Genomic DNA, 20,782 nt, shown 5'->3' on the forward strand with positions numbered 1-20,782 from the left:
GTCCTCAAACAATTCAACGACTCGGTTCCCGCAGCAATAGGGCCGGTTAGCTTCTCTCGTTAGGCCTCCAACCCATGTCACCCCTCCTTCTCGCTGCCACGTCGATCCCGCCCATCATTTGGGGGATGAATATCTGGGGCGGGTGGGCTGAGAAGATCGTTGGTCTCCAGATAGATCCCTATTTCTCAGAGTTTTGGTTGAGAGTATTCCAGATCGAAATCAACAAAGAAAATCGAATCAGATTCATTCGAGCAGCAAGCTTGGTCCTCTCCGTTGTATACCTGATCCTGGTCGGCGGTTTCCTTCTACTGATAGCACTATGGCCGTAACAGTCGGCCTAACCTCTCGCTCAACTCGGACCCTATCGCTGCGCGCTAGTGTCCTCAAACAATTCAGCCTCCGTGTCCCGCAGCGATAGGGCCGGTTAGCTTCTCTCGTTAGGCCGCTCATGCCAGACCTGGTAACTCGGCAAGAAATCGTCGAACTGCTGAATTCCTGGCAGGCAGGAAAACTCAATGCTCAATCTGTTTATGATTGGGCAAACGAACGGTATTCAACTGAACACTGGAATGTCGAAGATGAGATCGTGAACGAGGTTTTGTCTGAACTTGATATTCTCGACATCAACCTCATCACCACTGACGACATTCCGGTGTTCTTGAAAGTGCTCGCTCTCCCGCCAGCTCAAATTGATTCAGCCATTGCCATTCTCAAAGCCCATTCTCTGACCTTCAGCATTGAGGCTCGTAAGCAACAATGCCGCAAAGACCCCTTCTATGCCTGGCTTCTCAATGAATAACACTCCCAGCGGCCTAACCCTCCGCTCAAGTCGGACCCCGCCTGCATTGCCTTTCGCTCTCTCTCAGCAGTTCGCTATCTCGGCTCCGTTCACCGTCTCGGTGCAGGCGTGGCCGCTTAGCTTCATTCGTTAGGCCCGCCTATCTCAGTTGCCCTGTCGGGCCGCTATGACCGTTCGCGCGGCCATTCAACACCGTTCGCCGTGGCCCACCCAGAAAGGGCCAAACTTCTGCCATCGTCTCGGTAACCTGGGTCCACGACCAGCGTCTAAAGCCTTCAGGTTTCTCGTCCCATCGCTCTTTCAATCCTTCAAAACCAGGTTTCGCTGCCCGAGTCGCTCTTGTCACCTGCATCTCGCTCGGCCTAACCCTTCGCTCTAGCGGACCCGGGCGCCAGCGCCCGGTCCGCAAAGCTCACTCTCGTTAGGCCTCGAAAGCAGGTTGGTTTCGGCGGTTCAGGCATTCCGCATTACCCTGTCATCACGAAGCTCGTTCCGTTCTTTCAAAGGCCTGTCGGTTCTTCCATCGCGCCGGTTCATGCTTCGGCAGAATCAGCGTCTCGGCCTAACCGCTAGCTCAACTCGGACCCTATCGCTGCGCGCTAGTGTCCTCAAACAATTCAGCAGCCGTGTCCCGCAGCGATAGGGCCGGTTACCTTCCTTCGTTAGGCTTCATCTCAACGGCAGGGCACCAAAGGCCACGAAGGCAAGCACCACAAGCCCAGCTACAACAAAGAAGGCCCCTAGAATTCTCGCTCTTCGGTTTGTATTCGGGCGGTGCACATAAGACTTCAGCGACTCGGTTCTTCCAGGAAAAGCCCCTTCAAACGGATCACCGTTTTTTAGATATTTCTTCCAAGTTTTCCAGTAGTGCTTCGGTCAGAGCAACATCCAAAGGCCAAACCCAAGCGCCATACCTACCCAAGCCACTACAATGGCTAAAACACCAAGCGGCACAGCGTCTCCTTTTCATTCAGAGCAATCATGCCATACCCATTCAGCCTAACCTTTCGCTCAACTCGGACCCTATCGCTGCGCGCTAGTGTCCTCAAACAATTCAGCGAGTCGGTCCCCGCAGCAATAGGGCCGGTTAGCTTCTCTCGTTAGGCGTTCACATGGACCACAAGCCCGAAATCGGCGACCAGGTGAAGCTCAGTGCCTTTCTCGGCGACACAATCCCGCCGAAGAACTGCGATCCGAGCGAGAACTTCTGGAGGCTGATTGGCCAACGTGGCAAGGTCATAGCTGAAATCCCAGGCTCAGATCGTGTTCTCGTTGGGTTTGAATGCTCAATTCAGTCCTTCGGCCTCCAATGCCACAACCCAGAGCCCAACAGCCTGCGTATCAAATGGGCTGACCTTGAGCGCGCCTAACCTCTCGCTGCACTCGGACCCCGCCTGCATTGTCTTCCGCTCTCTCTCAACTTCTTGCTAACTCGGCTTCGTTCATCGTCTCGGTACAGGCGGGGCCGGTGAGCTTCATTCGTTAGGCACACCCGGCGCATTCCCATCGTCTTCCGGGTTCGATCCTTCTCAATCGGAGTACGCGGTTCAGCGCCCTGGCTTTACCAATCGCGAATCTCTGCGCCCCGGTAATTCAAACTCGCCATGAATGGCGGGCTTGCGCTGTCGCGCTGCGCAGTCGTTCTCCGCCACTCCTCCGGTGAATCCAGCCGCTTCTCGTGGCATCCTGGCTCCGCCGTTCCATCCCTTGCATCACCCCTGGCGCAATCCGCCTCAGTTCTTTGCCTTTGGGTTCGGCACCCCGACCATCCTTCATGTTCGGGCGGCATCCCGCTCGTTGCACCCACTCCCGACATTTCAACGCACGAGTGGGCTCCAGCTTCATCGGGTGCCTAACCTTCCGCTCAACTCGGACCCTATCGCTGCGCGATAGAGTCCTCAAACAATTCAGCGCCCGTGTCCCGCAGCAATACGGCCGGTTAGCTTCTCTCGTTAGGCGTCACAGTGAGCCCAGAGCAAGCCCCCGAAATTTCCGATTCCGCCCGAGCAGCGATTGCCAGGCGCTACTTCAGCTACATCGGATTCTGGTTTCTCGGTTTCATTGGTTACAGCATCTATGCCGTGAAATCCTCTGGTACTACTCGATCATTATTGGGCGGTATATTGGTAGCGCTCATTCTCGCGCCTATGGCTCTGAATAAAAAATATCGGCCCTTCTACCTCTGGTTCCTGATCGGCGCCTTCATCGCATTCATTGCCTTAATGCAGGCTCAGCCGTATGTTCTGGAATTGAAGCAGAAAAGTGGTGAACGCCTAACTCTCCGCTCAACTCGGACCCTATCGCTGCGCGCTAGTGTCCTCAAACAATTCAGCATCCGTGTCCCGCAGCAATAGGGCCGGTTAGCTTCACTCGTTAGGCCTCCTCCAACATGCCAATTACCACCTCGGTCAAATCGAAAGCAAATCAAGAACTGGTTGCCTACTGTGCGGCCAAGATTCCTGCTCACGTTCAGGACAAGATCAAGCTGTCGATTACTTGGCATGGAAGCAAAGCGACGCTGATTGAACATCGGCCCTATTTCCTTGACTCTTCAAAGTGGATCGACAGCCCGGTCGCTCAACTTCGATTCGATTCTGCCACTGGCCTCTGGCACCTTTTCTGTCGAGATCGAAACCAGCGCTGGCATTCTTTCCAGCCAATGCCATCCTCTTCAAATCTACACAAGCTCATCGCAGAAATTGATCGTGATCAAACTGGCATTTTCTGGGGCTAGGTTCGGCCTAACCTTCCGCTCAACTCGGACCCTATCGCTGCGCGCTAGTGTCCTCAAACAATTCAACAGCTCCGTCCCCGCAGCAATAGGGCCGGTTAGCTTCCTTCGTTAGGCCTTGCCCGGTGCATACCGCAGGAGGTTCTATCAATGCGGCGAACTCTGATTTCCGTCATTACTTTCTGTTCATTGGCCTGTTCTGGAATTGGTTGGGCCGCTCCACTCAAGGATCCTCTCCTAGAGCGCTTGGTTGGCAATTGGGTGCTTAGGGGAACGATCGCCAGAAAACAAACCACACACGATGTCGTTACTGAGTGGTTCTTGGATCACCAGTACCTTCGCCTCCATGAGGTATCTCGTGATAAGGACGACAAAGGGCATCCACTGTATGAAGCAGTTGTGCTCATTGGCTGGGATGAGGTGGCCCTGGAATATCAATGTCTTTGGCTCGACTCCACAGGAGGTGGTGGCCTTACGGCCCAAGGCATCGCACAAGGCAAACGAAGCGGCGATTCGATTCCCTTCCTTTTTCGAGAGCGCGACGGAACCATTTCCTTCAACAACACCTTCTCATATGACAAGACCAACGACTCTTGGTCTTGGCAAATGGATAACGTGAGAAACGGGAAGGCCGTCCCTTTTGGCCGTGTAAAATTAACAAGACAATAGCCAAAACTCCTATGCCTGTCCCGCAAGGCCTAACCCTCAACTCAACTCGAACCCTATCGCTGCGCGCTAGTGTCCTCAAACAACTCAGCTCCCGTGTCCCGCAGCAATAGGGCCGGTTAGCTTCCTTCGTTAGGCGGCCAATCAACAGGCATTCCCGTTCCTGTCATAATGGGTTCTGAGGTAACCCGGAGATCACTAATGCCCATCATCTCCATGTTTTATGGAATCATCATTCGGTTGTACCTACTCGACAACCTGCATCACAACTTGCCCCACATTCACGCCAAATACGCTGAGTTCGAAGCCTCGATTGGACTCGCTGATGGCGATGTCCTGGCAGGCGAACTCCCTCGCAAACAGCTTCGACTCGTTCAAGCGTGGATTGAACTCCATCGTGATGAGCTTCTCGCCGATTGGGAATTGGCTGTCAGCGGGGAAAATCCGTACAAAATCGATCCTCTGTGAGGTTGCCATGTATTGGGATGTCACGTCAGTAAAGCCTCTTCCCGATTATCAGCTCTATCTTGAGATCCAAGATGGCCGTAAAGGGGTCTTCGACCTCAAACCGTACCTTGATAGAGGCGTGTTCCGCGAACTCAAAGATGTTAATTACTTCAACCAGGTTGGCATTTTATTCGGCGCTATCACCTGGCCCCATGACCAGGATATTGCGCCAGAAACGCTTCTCGCTGAAATGAGGCCAGTGGGCCCGTCCGCCTAACCCTCCGCTCAAGTCGGACCCCGCCTGCACTGCCCTCCGCTCTCTCTCAGCATTTCGCGATCTCGGCTCCGCCTATCGTCTCGGTGCAGGCGCGGCCGCTTAGCTTCATTCGTTAGGCCACAGGAGATAGTGATATGCCTGTACCATCGGAATATCAACGTGCCACTCAGCACTTCGAGAAATTCATGCACGATGCCTGTGAAGCCTCAGGTCTAGCGACTTCCCACATGGCTTACAACATGGTCGTTGGTGTTCTCCATACCTTCCGTCGACGCCTGCCCATTAAAGACGCTCTTCGTTTTGCCAACATACTTCCGCCTGTACTTCGTGCACTCTATGTCGTCGATTGGGACCCGGATGAGGCAATATTGCCCTTCCAGGATGTCGCAACTATGACGAGGGAAGTAAAGGCCCTTCGGGCAGAACACAATTTCTCTCCCGACACCGCCATTCACGATGTTGCGGTTGCTCTCCGCCGCAATCTAATCGAATCCGATTTCGACCAACTCCTTTCAACACTTCCCAAGGGCGCTGTTGAGTTCTGGCAGGTATAACAGGCGTATCCATGTGATGAATAATCATCAACCAAACGCTCATCCTGGCTGCGGCCTAACCTTCCGCTCAACTCGGACCCTACCGCTGCGCGCTAGGGTCTGTTTTCAAAGTCAAGAAAGGCAAATGGACGTAAGGGGTTGTACAAATTGCCTAACTGCGGTACCTCATGGGTATGACGTTGAGGTAGAGCGTGGCGAGAACTTTTCTGACTGAACGAATGTGGGCCAGGCTAGAGCCTCTGCTGCCGAGCGAGCAGGGTGGAATGGGGCGCCCTCGCCTGGACAATCGCCCCATCGTTGAAGCGATCCTCTGGAAGCACAGAACGGGAGCGCCCTGGAGAGATTTGCCTGAATCCTTCGGACCTTGGAACACGGTCTTCACGCGCTTCAATCGGTGGAATCGGAGCGGAGTCTGGCAGCGGGTCCTCGAAGCCCTTCGAGGTGAAGCGGATTGCGAATGGGTCATGGTCGACGGAATGGGCATCGATGGCGATGTGCAAATGCTCCCAGCCAATGCCCCGCTGGCGGGTGCGACGGTCACCATGGATCCGGTGTCCCGCGCCCTGGGTCCTCCCAAGCTTCTTGATGTCGAGGTGAAGGAGGCCGCCTGGCTCGGCGATCTCGTAGCGCCTGGGCGGTTCCTTCTTCTCCAGGGCCGACCACCGGGAGAGTCCCTTTCGGCGCAGGATGAGGCCCACGGTGGACCTTGGCATTCCGAGCATTCGACAGTCCTCTACATGGCCGCCGTTTCAGCCAGCCGGACCGCCCACGGAGAACGCCTTCATCGAGAGCTTCAACGGCAGGCTGAGGGATGAGTGCTTGAACACGGAGATATTCCTCCATGGCAGAAATAAGGGGCAAGCTGGCCGCCTGGCGCTACGACTACAACCACCGCAGGCCCCACAGCGCACTGCGCGATCTGACACCGGCCCAGTTCGCAGCTCAGAATCCCGCGCCCGCAAGGAGAAGGCCCGCCCCGAGGGGCGGATCTTCTCCTGCCTGACTCACCCAGCTTGTGTGAGGGCGTATCCTGATTCGACCAACCCGCTCCCAAGGCCAAAAACACTGGCGAAGGGGCCCCTCTGAGGTCCGATCTTCCATATTGAACCTGCGATAGAAAACCGGAGTGGGTCACCACTTCGGGGGACACCTCTCACGAATGATGACCGTTGGGGGCCATGGTCACCACCGTTCAGCGGAATCCATGCCATTCAGTCGCGTTCTGTTGTTCCATGGGGGACTTCATTCCTCGGGCGAATCTGCGGCAGGAGCACCATCCACATGGAAAGGCGACTCTACGATTTCAATGGTCAGGCCGTTGCTTACATCGCCGATGACGGGGAGCGAACCATCTGCCTCTGGAATGGCCTCGCCGTGGCCTACATTGATGACCGCCTCGATTGCTATGGATGGAACGGCCATTGCCTTGGATGGGTCGAGGGCGGCGTTCTCTTCGACACTCAGGGCCAGAGCATCGGGATCATTCAGGCGGCCTATTCAACCCGCCTGCGGTCCGAGCCGGGCAGGCACTCAAAAAGGGTGACATATGCCAAGCACCCAAAATCGCCCCCCTGTTCCAGGCCAATGCACCACACAGGGAACAGCCGCCTGCCGCTTGCGGATTATCTATGGGCGGGTTTGATCGAAGCGATGACGGAACGTTGAATTCGACGGCCTCACGTGCCTCTTATTTCAAACCGCATTGCTGCTCGATGAAACCTCGAACCATTCGGCATCCCACTTCCCAGGGCCACAAGATCAGTGCCAACCCTTCGTTCCCCAGGCTGACCCAGCTTCGTTCAGGGCCTTGTCTTCCTCCAGAGGGTGGGTGACAGCCCCGTTTCCTTGCGGAAGACGCGGGAGAAATAGGAAAGGGAACCGAAGCCCAGTTCCTGGGCGATGTTGGCAACGGGGAGCTGTGTGTCGGAGAGGAGTTGGCAAGCCCGGGTCATGCGCTGGTTCTGGCGGAAGCGCTGGGGGGGCAGCCCTGACTGCCGCCGGAAGGCCTGCCTGAACCAGGAGTAGCTGACCCCCAGTTCTTCCGCGATGGTTTCCAGGCCCAGCCGGTCGTGCTCGGGGTCGGCCAGCAGGTTGCGGGCTTCCAGCAGCAGGCGCCGCTGACTGCCTGCACCGGCCCCGGAGTGACGCACTGTTTCCAGGCGGGCCATCATGTGGCTCACCACCCCAGACATCAGGCGGGGGGCGCCCATGGGCTGGAGACGGGCCAATTCCACCAACGAGCCCACCATGCCCAACAGGATTTCGTCGAAGCCTGGGCGAAGGATGCAGGGGAAGGTCCCAAAGAAACCCGTGCGGGCCCAGCGTTCCAGCATGGCTCCGGCGCAATCCACCCGGTGGGCCCGCGGCGGACGATGGGGATCCGGAATCAACGCGACGCCCTTCTGCGCATTCAGGATCAAGAGCTGCCCTGCTTCCAGGCGCTGTTTCCGGCCCTCATGGGCGAGGGTGGCCGCCCCTCGCACGAGGTAGAGCAGGCGCCACCCTTCCTTGGGTGGCCCCAGTTCAGCCAGCCCTGCCCCGACGCCTGTGACATAGATGCCCCAGGCCATGTCCTCAGGCTCGGGGGTCATCGACCATTGGTTCCGGATGGGTTCACTCAAAGGCGATCCTTTCCCCATAGGTTATGTCAAATTATGCAAATGCACTGATAGATCTTTGGGCTGTCCTTCAGGGGTCGGGTCCTTTAAATTGCAAGAAAGAGCCCAGGATACGCATGTACACCTGAGGCTCCCAACGGACGGCACTCCCTGACAGACTTGACGCACTTGCCGCCCCAGACCCCTCCCTCTCAACCCGGTTCCCTCCAGAAGCCCCCATGCCCTCCCCCCTGCGCCAACTGAAGCAGTACCTGCTCTCCGGCGTGTCCCATGTGATTCCCTTCGTGGCCTGTGGGGGCATCCTCATCGCCGTGGCGGTGGGATTTGCCCCCATGCGGCCCGGCATCGGGCCCGATTTCAGCCAGGCGCCCACCCTCAAACTCCTCATGACCATTGGCGAGGCCGCCTTCGCGCTGGTGGTACCCGTCTTATCTGGATACATCGCCTTCGGCATGGCAGATCGGCCCGGCCTCGTGCCCGGCTTTGTGGGTGGCGCCATCGCACAGACCGTGGGCGCCGGCTTCCTGGGGGGCATCGCGGCGGGGCTGCTGGCCGGCTGGGTGGTTCAGGCCCTCAAGCGCCTGCCCTTGCCTCGCAACCTCCGCCCCATCATGCCCATCCTCATCATTCCCGTGGTGGCATCCACCCTTGTGGGCGCCTTGCTGCTCCTGGTCCTGGGCCCCCCCATCAAAGGGCTCATGCTCTGGCTTTCCGAAGTCCTGCACCACCTGGGCAGCGGCCACCGGCTTTGGCTTGGCCTGTTGTTGGGCTCCATGATCGCGTTCGACATGGGGGGCCCCGTGAACAAGGCGGCCTTCTTCTTCGGCGTGGCCATGATCAAGGAAGGTGACGTGAGTGTGATGGGAGCATGTGCGGCCGCCATCTGCATCCCGCCATTGGGACTGGGCCTCGCCACACTCCTCCGGCCCAAGCATTGGAGCGAACAGGAACGGGAGTCCGGTGCGGCTGCCCTGGCCATGGGCGCCATCGGCATCACCGAAGGCGCCATTCCCTTCGCTGCTGCAGACCCCCTGCGCGTCATCCCCACCATCATGGCTGGTTCCTCCGTGGGCGCCGTCATCGCCTTGCTGTGGGGCGTGGGCGACCACGCGCCGCATGGGGGGCTCATCGTCCTTCCCGTGATAGACCACCGCGTGGCCTACCTCCTGGCCATCGCCACGGGAACCTTGTTGGTGGCCCTGGCCATGAATCTGCTTAAGGGCTGGAAACGGCCCGTCACTCCGGAGCCCCCATGAAGATCGTCGCCGTCACGGCCTGCCCCACGGGCATCGCCCACACCTACATGGCGGCCGAACAGCTCGAGCGCACCGGGGGCAAACTCGGGCACCAGGTGAAGGTGGAAACCCAGGGGGCCATGGGCATCGAGAACGCCTTGACCGCTGCGGATTTCCAGGATGCCGACGCCGCCATTCTCGCGGCCGATATCCCCGTGATGGGCCGCGACAGGTTCAAGACCATTCCCTTGCTTCTGGAAGTTCCCGTGCAGCAGGCCATCAAGAATCCCAACGCCATCTTTGAACGTCTCCAGGTCTGAAGGTTCATTCATGGTGCTGGAATGTTCTTTCACCTTTCCACTGGTTCGCGGTCTTCATGCGAGGCCTGCAGCGGCTCTGCGGGAGCGGGCCCAACTGTTCAGGGCCGATTGCCTCCTGCTCAATGAGCGGAACGGTCGCAGCTCGGATCTGCGCGACCTCCTCAGCCTCATTGCCACGAATACCGGCTACGGCGACCTCTGCCGCCTTACCGTGCAGGGCCCTGATGCGCCCTCCGCCATGGAGGCGCTCTCGGTGTTTCTCACTGGAGAGTTCCTGGAAACCGATGGCGAGCCGACGCCGCCGCACAGCGGGGGCATTGGCACCATCATTCCCCAACTGCTGATGAAGGCTTCCGCCCGCTGGTGGGTGGGCCAGGGCGTCAGCCCCGGACTGGGGGAAGGCCTGGCCGTCATGTCGTCGGGCTTCACCTTGCCCGCCGAAGAACCCCGGATACGAGTGGCTTCCGCCGAGATGGAAATCAAGGCCTTCACAGCGGCCATGGCCCAGGTGGAAGGCGAACTGGCCGCTGAATCCATCCACGCAGAACACCCCACCCTGCGGGCCATTCTGGAGGCCCACCGGGCCATGCTCCAGGACCGGGCCTGGCGGGGCTCCGTCGCCCTGGGCATCCGCGACCGGAATCTCTCCGCCCGATCAGCGATCCTGGAGGCGGGCCAGGCCTGGGCGAAAACCCTGGAATCCAGTGACCACGTTCTGCTGAGAGAGCGCGCGGCCGATGTCCGAGGATTGTCGGCCCGTTTGGTGCGGGCCCTGGGCGGCTCAGCCCCGGAGGCCCCGCTGCAGACTCCCGCAGAACCGTTTGTGCTGGTGGCTCGTGATCTTCCTCTGAACCTGTTTCCCAAGCTGGATCGGACCCACCTCCGCGGCCTGCTGCTCACCGACTGTGGTCCCACCTCCCACATCGCCATCCTGGCCCGTACCTTCGGCATTCCGCTCGTGGTCGGCATCCACGGCCTGCCCTCGACCCTGCCTCCCGGCACCAGGCTCCTGGTGGATGGCCTGCACGGCGCCGTGGTCGAGGACGCGCCCGCCACGGTGAGCCAGTATTTCGCGGTGGAGGCCGAAGCCCAGAAGACCCATCAGGAACGCCTGAAGCAGGACGTGCATCGGGCACCGGATCCAGGCCATGGACAACCTCTGTCCGTTCAGGCCAACCTCGCCCTGGCCGAGGAGGGCCCTGGTGCCTTTGCCCTGGGGGCCGATGGCGTGGGCCTCTTCCGCACGGAGATGCTGTTTCTGGAGCGAGCCGCCCCCCCCACCGAGGACGAGCAGGTGGAGATCTACCATTCGGTGCTCGCAGCAGCGGGGAATCTGCCGGTCACGCTGCGCCTGCTGGATGCCGGTGGCGACAAGCCCCTGCCATTCCTCCGCCTGCCCTTCGAGGCCAACCCGTTCCTCGGCCAGCGCGCCGTGCGCTGGTACGCCCAGCATCCGGAGATCATCCGCACCCAGGTGCGCGCCGCGATCCGCGCCGCCGCCGACGGTGGCAACCTGCGAATCATGATTCCCATGGTGACCGAGCCCGCCGAGCTCGCTTGGGTGCGCAACCTTGTCCAGGAAGAAGCCCAGAGGCTCGGAAGGCCCGTCCCACCCCTGGGCGCCATGGTGGAGGTCCCTGCCGCAGCCCTTCACCTGGCGGCCCTGGCAGATCAGGCTGATTTCTTCTGCGTGGGAAGCAACGACCTCGTCCAGTACCTTTTCGCTGCGGACCGCAACCTCCCCTCAGTGGCCCGGCCGGAGTTCGCCTGGCACCCGGTGACGCTCCGCCTTCTCGAGAGCATCGTCCGTTCCGCCCGTACCGCGGGGCGCCCCCTGAGCCTCTGCGGTGAAATGGCCGCACGGCCGGAGCTGCTGCCCCTTCTGGTGGGGCTGGGCTTCGACACGGTGAGCGTGGCCCCATCAGCCATTCTCGAGCTCAAGCGGGCAGCACGTTCGCTCGATGCGGCCTCTTGCAAAGCCATGGCCCACCAGGCCATGGCCTGCAGCAGCGCCGAAGAAGTGGAGGCCTTGTTCCGCCCGCCCCTCATCAAGCAGCCCACCTACCCGGTCGTCGAAGCTGAGTTGCTCGAATTGGACACGCCTTGTCTTACCAAGGAGGAGGCCATTAAGCGCCTGGTGGAGCGTGTCTTCCTGGCCGGGCGCACCGAGGCGCCTGCCATGCTGGAAGAAGCCATCTGGGCGCGGGAGCGCGTGTTCGCCACCGGGGTGGGACACGGGTTCGCAGTGCCCCACTGCCAGACGAAGGCCATGGCCTGTGCCACTCTGGCCATGCTGCGGTTGGCAGAACCTGTGGATTGGGGGGCCTCGGACGATCCCCCCGTTCGGACGGTGCTCTTGCTGGCCCTCCCCGGTGAGGACGTGGGGGAGGAGCACTTGCGCCTCTTCGCCCGCCTGGCACGACGGCTCATGGATGAAGCCTTCCGGCGGCACCTCGAAGAAACGCCAGACCCGCAGGCCCTTCTGGAAACGCTGCGCACCGAGGTGCTCTCCATCTGGTGAGGCAAATGGGCACTCCCTTATCCCGGGGCCGAGCCCCGGGCAGCGCATGGGGATGAAGGAGGAGGATTGGTACACATCCATGTCAAAAAGGGAAAATAGACCGATAAAACTTCGGCTACTTCTACGGGCACATCATTCGTAGAGTTCCAGGATGAACGCCGGTTTCACGCTGCGATTAAGGGGCCACTTCCCTCCTGATGAATGATCCAGCCCAGAACCGAAGTCCGACATTCATTGACTCTTGACAATCACGCCCGATCGCAAATTCGAAGCACCTCCTCACCAGACCCCGTCATGCCACCCCCCAACACCCGGAGACCTTCCATGAACCCAATCCGATTGACGCTACCGGCGGCGCTGGCCCTCGCCTGTGCGGCCCCGATGTTCGCCCAGGGGACCTCCCAGGGCGTGCTGGACAACCTCGATGCCCGATTCAAATTCCGGGTTGCCGGACAGGCAGCCTCCCTCCAGGACAAGCTGGATGGCCGCGTCTTCGGCATGGGCTTTGAAGTGGGCTACACCCATCCGCTGGGCCGGTTCAGCGCTGAGCTCGGCTACATGTACAAATCAGGCCAGGAATACCGGGACGATGTGACGGCCATGGCCACGGCCTCCGGTAAGAAGATCGACCCGCGCTACTCTGCCGACGCCCGCAAGAACAGCCTGGATGGCACGACGCTGCGCCTGGGCTATGAGCGGGATCCCAAGGCCGAGTGGACCTGGGGCGCGGGCCTGCAGCTGAACTTCTCCCGATTCAAGCATCAGTACGCGGGCACCGTGTCGGACGGCTACAGCAGCCAGAACGATCCCATTCACGACTCGGCGGGAAATCGCCCTGCGGATGCCATGTCCGCCACCTATATGGATACCTACAACGGCACGCCCACCAAGAGTGCCTTGGGCGTAAGTCCCTATGCGGGATTCCACTACCGCATCGACGAATCCTCAGGACTCGAATGCAATGTGCTGCTCCTGAACTACACCTCCACGAACTACGTGCACGTCGCTGGCACGGTGGCAGACACCACGGGCGGACATACGGACAGGGACAGCCTGGCCACCAAGTCGCGCTTCACCCCCCACATCGAATTCGCTTACGTATTCCGTTTCTAGCCACGGCCGGATCGAGGAGGAATCCCGAATGAACCGATTTTCCAGCAGAGTAACCGCGCTTGCCTGTTGCCTGGCCGCCACCGCGGCAGTGGCCCAGCAGGCATCCGCTTCCATGAATGGCCTCGTCCGCGATGAGGCGGGCCGTCCCGTGGCCGGGGCCAAGGTGATCCTCACCTCCCCCGCCCTCTTCACCGACCGCACCCTCACGACCGATGCCCGCGGCGAGTGGCGGGCCCCCCTGCTTCCCCTCGGCACCTACCGCGTGGTGGTGGTGAAGGAAGGCATGATCTCCGGTGAAATCCAGGGCATCCACCTGGGCCTCGGCGTGGTGTCCCGCCAGGACTTGACCCTGCGCACCGTGGCCGTGGCCGCTGCGACAGTGGAAGTCGTGAGCGACAGCGTCGCGCTGCCCAAGACAGACACCAAAGCCGCCAGCAATTTCAGCCAGGAAGAGCTCACCACCATCCCCACTACAGACCACGGCTTCTTCGGGGCGGCGATGCTGACCCCCGGCGTGGTGAACGACACGACCACCTACCGGCCCACCATCCGCGGCGGCTCCACGAACAACACCATGTACCAGGTGAACGGCGCCATGGTGAAGAACGAGAGCCGCGGCTACTTCGGCGGCGAAAACTGGTTCGTGGAAGACAACGTCGAAGACGTCCAGGTCATCCTCTCCCCCCTGAACGCCCGGCTGGGACGTGTGCTGGGTGGCGCCATCAACGTCACCACCAAGACCGGCAGCGATGAATTCCATGGGTCCATCCGCTCCAGCGCCACCCGCCTGAACTGGAAATCCACCCGTCCCCAGGATGACTACCGCTCCATCAACCAGGACACCATCAGTCCCCACTACGACATCACCCTCAACGGCCCCATCATCCCCGGCCGCTTGCGTTTCGCCTTCGCCACCATCCTCGTTCCCGGCGGCACGGACACCGGCACCTTGGCCTGGGGCGTGGACAACAACCGGCCTGTGCGGGTCGCGCAGGTCAGCGGCCCCTCCTGGGCCAACGCTATCAATGACCTGACCAACACTGATCCCACCACCTTCCTACCCACCACGAATCGCTTCGGCCATTTAGATAGTCTCGTGCCCTCGGGCTACCGCTTCAGTCGCTTCGACGCCGGCGCCGAAATCGCCCGCAAGAACGACTACAAGTACTACGAAGGCAAGCTCACCTTCGCCATCAACATGGACCACACGGTGGAAGCCGGCTACCTGAAGGCCGATCAGACCAAGGGACCCACGGACTACTACGACGACCTCTGGAACACCAGCGCCATCGCGGCCCTGGGCCAGAACACCACGGCTCAGCGCAACCTCAGCCTGGTCTACCGCGGCATCCTCAGCTCCAACTGGTTCCTGGAAGGCAAATTCAATAAAGCGAAGACCGACCAAACCTATGGCACGGGCGATGCGCTCCACGGCGGCACCGGACAGAAGGTCCTCGCCTATGGAACCAATGCCAGCGGATCGCGGGTTTCCGATGGCTGGCCCTTCGGCTACATCTCTCCTGGGCTGGACGGCGACCGCAACACGAATGCGAACCTGAATGTGACGGCGAACCTGGAAGGCATGGGCAACCACGAAATCGATTTCGGCGTGGACTACTACCAGTCCCAGCGCCTGTCGCCGGGCTCCTGGGGCACCAACCACGCCTTCTTCCGTGCCCCTGGCCTTTTCCTCAACCCAAGCACCCAGGACATTCTCGTTCCGACCATCCACACGGGTGGCGCCAACTGGACCAGCGTGGGCCAGAGCGGTGCGGGCTACAGTGGTCCCATCCCCTCCGTGCAGACGTTCCTGGGCGGTGGCGGCACCTACAACAACGACCACCAGGCCCTCTACGTGAACGATCAGTGGACCCTCAACAGCCACTGGAATGTCATGGGCGGCCTCCGCTGGGAGAAGTTCATCGCGAAGGATGCGGACGGTTCGACGGTGTTCACCACCTCCGATTACTCGCCCCGTCTTCAGGTCCGGTATGACGTGAAAGGCGACAACGCCAACCTCGTGACCTTCACAGCTGCCCGCCTTCTGGGCTACCTGCCCCAGGCCTTCACCAAGTACCTCACGAAGTCTGAAGAACAAATCGAGGTGGACCGCCAGTTCACAGGCGTTGCCGGACAGCCCGTGGCGGGTCCCGGCGACATGGTGGGCGGCGTCGATCACTATGGCGTTCGCCTCATCTCCCTCAGCCAGTTCTACGATTTGAACAACTACAAAAAAGTTCTGGCCTTCAACGACACCTCCAAGACCACCCGAATCGACGGCACTCTGAAGGTGCCGTACATGGACGAGTTCACCCTTGGTTTCGCGCACAACTTCAAGAACAACTCCAGCTTCCGGATCACGTACGTGAACCGCAGCTGGCGCCGCGACTGGGCCTTCGCCCAGGACTACGCGCCCGACCAGATGGTGCTGCTGAAGGATCCTACCAACTCAGGCCTGCCCTCCATGTATTCGCAGGTGACCCGCGTCTTCAACAGCAGCGAGCTGAAGCGCGACTATCAGGGCCTGGAACTTGACTTCACCGTGCGCAAGAGCTGGTACACCTTTGGTGGCAACTGGACCTACAGCCGCCTCACGGGTAACAACGAAGGCAGCGACGTGGCCGGGCAGATGATCGCCGACTATGGTGTGAGCGGGTATTACAACCAGCGCAACTGGCAGGTCGCCAACGGCAAGGCCAACGACTTCGCGCCCTACGGCCTGCTTGGGAACGACCAGACCCACCGCATCAACCTCTTCCTCACCACCATGCATCCCGCCGGCGCGGGCCGCATCACCACGGGCTGGTTCCTGCGCTACGCCACCGGGGCCCACTACGGGTCCAACGTGGATGTGGATTTCAGCCCCAAAATCAGTAACCTTCCCAACGATGCCAACGGCGTGAGCTACCCCGAGGCACCGACTGGATATCAGAAGTATTTTGGCGGCCGCAACGCCAACACGCAAAACGACCGTTGGTTCCTGAACTGCCAGATCAACTACGAAGTACCCGTCTGGGCCAAGCTCCGCATGTTCGGCGAGATCAAGATCGACAACGTGCTGAATCACTTCGTGAACAACTACAACACTTCTTACAAACCCACCGATACCGTAGGCAACAGCCACCTCATCCTGGATGTGACCAAGTTCGGCACCACCGAGCCTGGCAGCGCGAACAACTACTGGAACGATGGGCGCAAAGTCACCGCCAGCTTCGGCTTCCGCTTCTGATTCCTAGGGAGAACACATGGCTAGAAAGACACTTCTCGCGGTGCTGGCGCTGGCCGCCATCGGCTCCCCCGGACTGCGTGCGGAGGATCTCACCGGCCCTTGGTACACGGGGCTTGATCTCAACATCGGCAGCAAATCCATTTCGGGCGATATGCCAGGCGCCAAAGGTTTCACGATCCACGGAGGCCGCACTTTCTGGACGGGCTTCGCCGGCACCGGCTACCGCCTCACGGCGGAATTCGGAACCCTTTCCGACACCTCCCAGCTCACGAACCGGGACGTCAAATACACCCAGGCCCAGCTGGGCGGCGAACTGATCGTGAACACACCGCTTCCAAAGCTGAAGTTCGTCATGGGCGTCAACGTCAACAAGTTGAAGATCTCCTCCGACTACGACAGCTACACCAGCACGGCCGACAATCAGGTTCACCCGGCCGGGAACACGTCGCACACCATCAACGGCCTGAAGCTGGGCGGCAAGGTGGGACTGGAGTACTTCGTGGATCGGCACTGGTCCGCGCGCTGCTTCTACCAGATCGTAGAGGCCGGCACGAGCAGTGAGCAGGTGACCATGGACAACCCGCTCTGGGCCAACAACGGCTCCGTCGGCCACTATCACGATCAGGGCAAGTATTCCATCACGCCTGGCTGGCTGCAGGTGGGCGTGAGCTACCACTTCTGAGACGGAATCACCCGTCGCTATCACCCAAAGGGCCGACCCATGTCGGCCCTTTTCATTCAGGAGTTCTCATGCAATGGAAGTCAGCCGCCCTGATGGCTTGCCTGTCCTTTCTTCCTGCCTGGGCCCAGACCCCCATCAAGGGCGAGGCTGAATACCGCACCGCCCTGGCCCGCGCCCAGGCCGAAGGCAAACCGCTCTTCGTCTTTCTCTGGACGGCCTACAGCCAGCAGTGCCTGTACGTCCAAAAGGAAGTGCTCCCCTCCCCGGATGCCCAGGCGGCCCTGGCAGGCTTCATCCCCATCTCGGTGCAGCTCCACACCGAGACCAAACTGGAGATCCGGGAGAACCGCCTCCTGGCCCGCCGCTGGAACCTTTCCGTCTTCCCCACGTTTCTCATCCTGGACCGTGACGGACGGGAGTTGAAGCGGCGGGAGGAGATCCTCCACACAGGCTCGGACCTGGCGGATTGGGTGAAGTAATATCACAGCCACTTCAAATTGAATCAGAAAGCGATCCACCATCAAGACGCCAAGGCACCAAGCATCGAAAGAAGAGTGTCTTCCTCTTTCTTGGTGTCTTGGCGCCTTGGCGGTATTCCTTTGAGCGCAGGGATGGCTACTCGACCACCAGCTCATCCACGAAGAGGAAACTGGGGCCGGGCGTGCCTTTGTGCCAATCCGGGCAGGGGCCGATGGAGCGGGCCCGCAGGCGGATGTACCGGGCCTGCTGGCCGCCTAGTTCTGCCTTGAAATCATGCAGAACGACGCCTTCCTGTTTCGGGGAGATGGGGTTCTTCACCACCACCGCCGGGCCCCAGCTCTGGCCATCCAAGGACAGCTCGAAACTGACTTCGGTGGGCATGAAGATCCACGCGTTCTGATCCTGCAGGCAGCCCAGCGCCAAGGTGCGGAGGGGCCGCGCCGCGCGCAGGTCCACCACGGCCACGAGGTCGGTCCCCATGAAGCCCTGCCAGCCCCCCAGGCGGAAATCCTGTCCGCCCCGGACACCATCCACCAGGGCCTGGGCTCCTCCGGCGGAGTACTGGGGATGGAACGGAGTCTTCAGATCCACGGCCCACGCCACTGGCATGCGCTTGAAGCGGGTCTCCACCACGGGGCTCACCGGAAGGCCCGCCGCGTAGGCGATGAAGGTCAGGGTGGCACTCTCATGCAAGTCGATGGGCGTCTCATACCGGGGCGAAGCCGGGGTCGGCGTGCTGCCATCCAGGGTGTAGTGGATGGAGGCCCCCGAAAGGGGGGAGGCCAGGCTCACCTGCGTGCGCTCCTGGAAGACCAGGTCGCCCTTCGCCACATAAGGCGCGGGCTGGACCAGCTGCTCCCGCACGGCGGTGTGGGGGCGGTCCTCTTCACGCGAGCCCCAGGCGGTGTTGGGATTCACGCCGAGGGTGAAGGCCAGCACCCCGCCCTTCTGGATGTCGTCGTGGCGCAGGAACCCCCGGGTGGTGGACTGGCCGTTCAGCTTGGTGGACTGCACGTAGGGGCCGTCCCCCTGGGCCTGGATGACGAAGCGCTTGCCGTTTTCCAGTTTCAGGGTCACCCGCTTGAAGAGGGGTGAGCCGATGACATATTCGCCGCCGCAGGGGTTCACGGGGTAGAAACCCATGGCGCTCAGGAGGAACCAGGAACTCATCTGGCCACAGTCTTCGTTGCCAATGAGGCCATCGGGGTCCTTGTGGTACATCTCGTCCATGAGGCGGCGCACCATGGCCTGCGTCTTCCAGGGCTGGCCCGCGAAGTTGTAGAGGTAGGCCATGTGGTGGCTGGGCTCGTTGCCGTGCGCGTACTGGCCCACAAGGCCCGTGATGTCCACCTGGTCGCGCCCGTTGGTGCGGCTGCTGGCGGCAAACATCTCGTCCAATTTGGCCGCGTAGCCCGCGGGCCCGCCCAGGCGGGCCATGTGGCCCGCCACGTCATGGGGCACGAAGAAGCTGTACTGCCAGGCGTTCGCCTCCGTGTAGTTGTGGTCGACCTCAGCGGGGTCGAAGGGCGTCTTGAACCGGCCATTGGCCTTGGGCCGCATGAGGCCGGTTTCCGGATCCAGCAGGTGCTGGTAGGCCTGGGAGCGCCGCAGGAACGTGGCGTAGTCCTCCTGCTTGCCGAGGGCCTTGGCCATCTGGGCGATGCACCAATCGTTGTAGGCGTATTCCAGCGTCTTCGACACGCTCTCCACCTCCTGATCGAAGGGGATGTAGCCGTAGCGGCGATAGGCCGCCAGGCCCAGCCGATCCTGCATCGCGCTTTTCTTCATGGCCTCGAAGGCCTTCTCAGCATCAAAATCCCGGATGCCCTTCAGGTAGGCATCCACGATGACCGGGATCGCGTGATTGCCGATCATGCAGCCAGTCTCATTGCCCCAGAGCTCCCACACGGGGAGGAAGCCCCCCTGATCGGCCTGCGCCAGGAAGGTGCGGATGAAGTCGCGGGTGCGCCGGGTTTCCAGAATCGTGTAGAGGGGGTGGGCGGCGCGGAACGTGTCCCAGAGGCTGAAAACGGTGTGCTGCGTATAGCCCACCGCCCGGTGGACCTTGAGGTCGCGGCCCAGGTAGCGGCCATCCGCATCGGTGAAAACATTGGGCTGCAGGAAGCTGTGGTAGAGGGCTGTGTAGAAGATGGCGCGCTGACTCTCCGTGCCGCCCTCCACATCCACCTTGTCCAGCTGCTTGCTCCAGGCGGCCTTGGCGGCGGCCCTGGTGCGCTCGAAATCCCAGTGGGGGATCTCGCCGTCGAGGTTGCGCCTGGCACCTTCGATGTCGACGCCCGAAAGGCCCACCTTGGCCAGAATGGTTTCACCGGGTTTCACCTTGAAGCGAAGCACGGCCTTGAGGTTCTTCCCTTCAGCGGACTTGAGCCCGGCCCGCACCTGATCGTCCACGGCCAATTCGGCCAGGAAGGGCTTGGAGAACCGCGCCACGAAATAGACAGGCTGATCCGCGGCCCAGGCCTTGGAGCGCCGCAGGCCCTGGATGGTGTGATCGTCCACCACCTTCAGGGAAGCCGCGATGACCTCGTCGCGGTGCTGCAGGTCCAACAGCACATGGGCGCCCTCGGCGCGCTCGAAGGTGTAGCGGTGGAAGGCCGCCCGCAGGGTGGAGGTGAGCTCGGCCTTCACGCCATAGTCATCCAGCGATACGGCGTAATAGCCCGCCGAGGCCTTCTCGTGGTCCTTGCGGAAGTGGCTGCCGTAGCCACTGGCATCGAAGGTGGGCGTCTGCTCACCTTTGGCCCGGTACCCCGTGGTCAGCTTGACGGCGCCCGTGGCGGGAAGCAGCAGCACGTCGCCGTAGTCGGAAACGCCCACACCCGAGAGGTGCGTGTGGCTGAAACCGTAGATCACCGAGTCGCTGAAATGGTAGGCGCTGCAGCCATCCCAGCCCGTGAGCCGCGTGTCCGGGCCGGGCTGGATCATGCCGAAGGGCAGGCTTGGGCCGGGGAAGGTGTGTCCATGGCCACCCGTCCCGATAAAGGGATCCACGAGATCGACCGGCTTGGGTTTGCGGGCTGGCGCCGCCTGGAGAACCACGGCCAGGGCAGCGCAAAGGGCGGCACGAAGAAAAGACATGGGCAACTCCG

At 61.0% G+C, this 20,782-nt stretch carries 19 protein-coding genes and 1 pseudogene; 18 read left to right on the top strand and 2 right to left on the bottom strand.

The window, feature by feature from the left end; translation table 11 throughout:
• Window positions 1–448: 448 nt before the first annotated feature.
• From Q9293_RS11885 to Q9293_RS11935, 11 genes and pseudogenes are all read left to right on the top strand, one after another.
• Window positions 449–799 (top strand): hypothetical protein, encoded by a 351-nt coding sequence (locus Q9293_RS11885; RefSeq protein ID WP_306246734.1) that lies wholly within the window; start codon window positions 449–451, stop codon window positions 797–799.
• A 1,112-nt stretch (window positions 800–1,911) separates the two neighbouring features.
• The gene (locus tag Q9293_RS11890) at window positions 1,912–2,169 is read left to right on the top strand and encodes a hypothetical protein (RefSeq protein ID WP_306246736.1); all 258 of its coding nucleotides are present in this window, start codon (window positions 1,912–1,914) and stop codon (window positions 2,167–2,169) included.
• Between the two features lie 594 nt (window positions 2,170–2,763).
• Complete coding sequence (locus Q9293_RS11895; protein WP_306246738.1) at window positions 2,764–3,153, top strand: hypothetical protein; 390 nt, start codon at window positions 2,764–2,766, stop codon at window positions 3,151–3,153.
• 35 nt (window positions 3,154–3,188) lie between these two features.
• Window positions 3,189–3,533, top strand: a complete 345-nt coding sequence (locus Q9293_RS11900; RefSeq protein ID WP_306246740.1) for a DUF3024 domain-containing protein — start codon at window positions 3,189–3,191, stop codon at window positions 3,531–3,533.
• Window positions 3,534–3,680: 147 nt separating this feature from the next.
• On the top strand, window positions 3,681–4,199 hold the full coding sequence (locus Q9293_RS11905) for a hypothetical protein (RefSeq protein ID WP_306246742.1): 519 nt from the start codon (window positions 3,681–3,683) through the stop codon (window positions 4,197–4,199).
• A 198-nt stretch (window positions 4,200–4,397) separates the two neighbouring features.
• Window positions 4,398–4,664, top strand: a complete 267-nt coding sequence (locus Q9293_RS11910; RefSeq protein ID WP_306246743.1) for a DUF4160 domain-containing protein — start codon at window positions 4,398–4,400, stop codon at window positions 4,662–4,664.
• A gap of 7 nt (window positions 4,665–4,671) precedes the next feature.
• A complete protein-coding gene (locus Q9293_RS11915; protein ID WP_306246745.1) occupies window positions 4,672–4,920 on the top strand; it encodes a DUF2442 domain-containing protein in 249 nt (82 codons plus the stop codon).
• Between the two features lie 134 nt (window positions 4,921–5,054).
• On the top strand, window positions 5,055–5,474 hold the full coding sequence (locus Q9293_RS11920; protein WP_306246747.1) for a DUF2267 domain-containing protein: 420 nt from the start codon (window positions 5,055–5,057) through the stop codon (window positions 5,472–5,474).
• 218 nt (window positions 5,475–5,692) lie between these two features.
• Window positions 5,693–6,289 (top strand): IS5 family transposase, encoded by a 597-nt coding sequence (locus tag Q9293_RS18685; RefSeq protein ID WP_372342155.1) that lies wholly within the window; start codon window positions 5,693–5,695, stop codon window positions 6,287–6,289.
• A pseudogene (locus Q9293_RS11930) lies at window positions 6,234–6,477 on the top strand (transposase); the annotation flags it as partial. The gene Q9293_RS18685 and the pseudogene Q9293_RS11930, both read left to right, overlap by 56 nt.
• Before the next feature lie 278 nt (window positions 6,478–6,755).
• Window positions 6,756–7,139, top strand: coding sequence for a 4-fold beta flower protein (locus Q9293_RS11935; protein ID WP_306246749.1), 384 nt, complete (start codon window positions 6,756–6,758; stop codon window positions 7,137–7,139).
• A 134-nt stretch (window positions 7,140–7,273) separates the two neighbouring features.
• On the opposite strand, the gene Q9293_RS11940 is transcribed toward Q9293_RS11935, so the two are convergent.
• Window positions 7,274–8,095 carry an AraC family transcriptional regulator gene (locus Q9293_RS11940; RefSeq protein ID WP_306246750.1) on the bottom strand — a complete coding sequence of 274 codons (822 nt, stop codon included), beginning with the start codon at window positions 8,093–8,095 and terminating at the stop codon, window positions 7,274–7,276.
• Between the two features lie 215 nt (window positions 8,096–8,310).
• Between Q9293_RS11940 and Q9293_RS11945 the strand changes: the two genes are divergently transcribed.
• The 7 genes from Q9293_RS11945 (at window position 8,311) to Q9293_RS11975 (ending at window position 17,671) form a co-directional block, all read left to right on the top strand.
• Window positions 8,311–9,348: a PTS fructose transporter subunit IIC gene (locus Q9293_RS11945; RefSeq protein WP_306246752.1), complete on the top strand. Its 1,038-nt coding sequence runs from the start codon at window positions 8,311–8,313 to the stop codon at window positions 9,346–9,348.
• Window positions 9,345–9,647 (top strand): PTS fructose transporter subunit IIB, encoded by a 303-nt coding sequence (locus tag Q9293_RS11950; protein ID WP_306246754.1) that lies wholly within the window; start codon window positions 9,345–9,347, stop codon window positions 9,645–9,647. Before Q9293_RS11945 ends, Q9293_RS11950 begins: the two co-directional genes overlap by 4 nt.
• Window positions 9,648–9,657: 10 nt before the next feature.
• Window positions 9,658–12,168 (top strand): phosphoenolpyruvate--protein phosphotransferase, encoded by a 2,511-nt coding sequence (ptsP, locus tag Q9293_RS11955; RefSeq protein WP_306246756.1) that lies wholly within the window; start codon window positions 9,658–9,660, stop codon window positions 12,166–12,168.
• 324 nt (window positions 12,169–12,492) lie between these two features.
• Complete coding sequence (locus Q9293_RS11960; protein WP_306246758.1) at window positions 12,493–13,281, top strand: hypothetical protein; 789 nt, start codon at window positions 12,493–12,495, stop codon at window positions 13,279–13,281.
• A gap of 112 nt (window positions 13,282–13,393) precedes the next feature.
• Window positions 13,394–16,510: a TonB-dependent receptor gene (locus Q9293_RS11965; RefSeq protein WP_306246760.1), complete on the top strand. Its 3,117-nt coding sequence runs from the start codon at window positions 13,394–13,396 to the stop codon at window positions 16,508–16,510.
• Between the two features lie 16 nt (window positions 16,511–16,526).
• The gene (locus Q9293_RS11970; RefSeq protein WP_306246762.1) at window positions 16,527–17,192 is read left to right on the top strand and encodes an outer membrane beta-barrel protein; all 666 of its coding nucleotides are present in this window, start codon (window positions 16,527–16,529) and stop codon (window positions 17,190–17,192) included.
• Between the two features lie 68 nt (window positions 17,193–17,260).
• Window positions 17,261–17,671 carry a thioredoxin family protein gene (locus tag Q9293_RS11975; protein ID WP_306246764.1) on the top strand — a complete coding sequence of 137 codons (411 nt, stop codon included), beginning with the start codon at window positions 17,261–17,263 and terminating at the stop codon, window positions 17,669–17,671.
• 136 nt (window positions 17,672–17,807) lie between these two features.
• Here the strand turns inward: Q9293_RS11975 and Q9293_RS11980 are convergent, their stop codons facing one another.
• Entirely contained in the window at window positions 17,808–20,771 is a 2,964-nt protein-coding gene (locus Q9293_RS11980; protein ID WP_306246766.1) for a GH92 family glycosyl hydrolase, read from the bottom strand.
• Window positions 20,772–20,782: the final 11 nt, after the last annotated feature.

This window comes from Geothrix sp. PMB-07 (genome assembly GCF_030758935.1).
Lineage (GTDB): Bacteria > Acidobacteriota > Holophagae > Holophagales > Holophagaceae > Geothrix.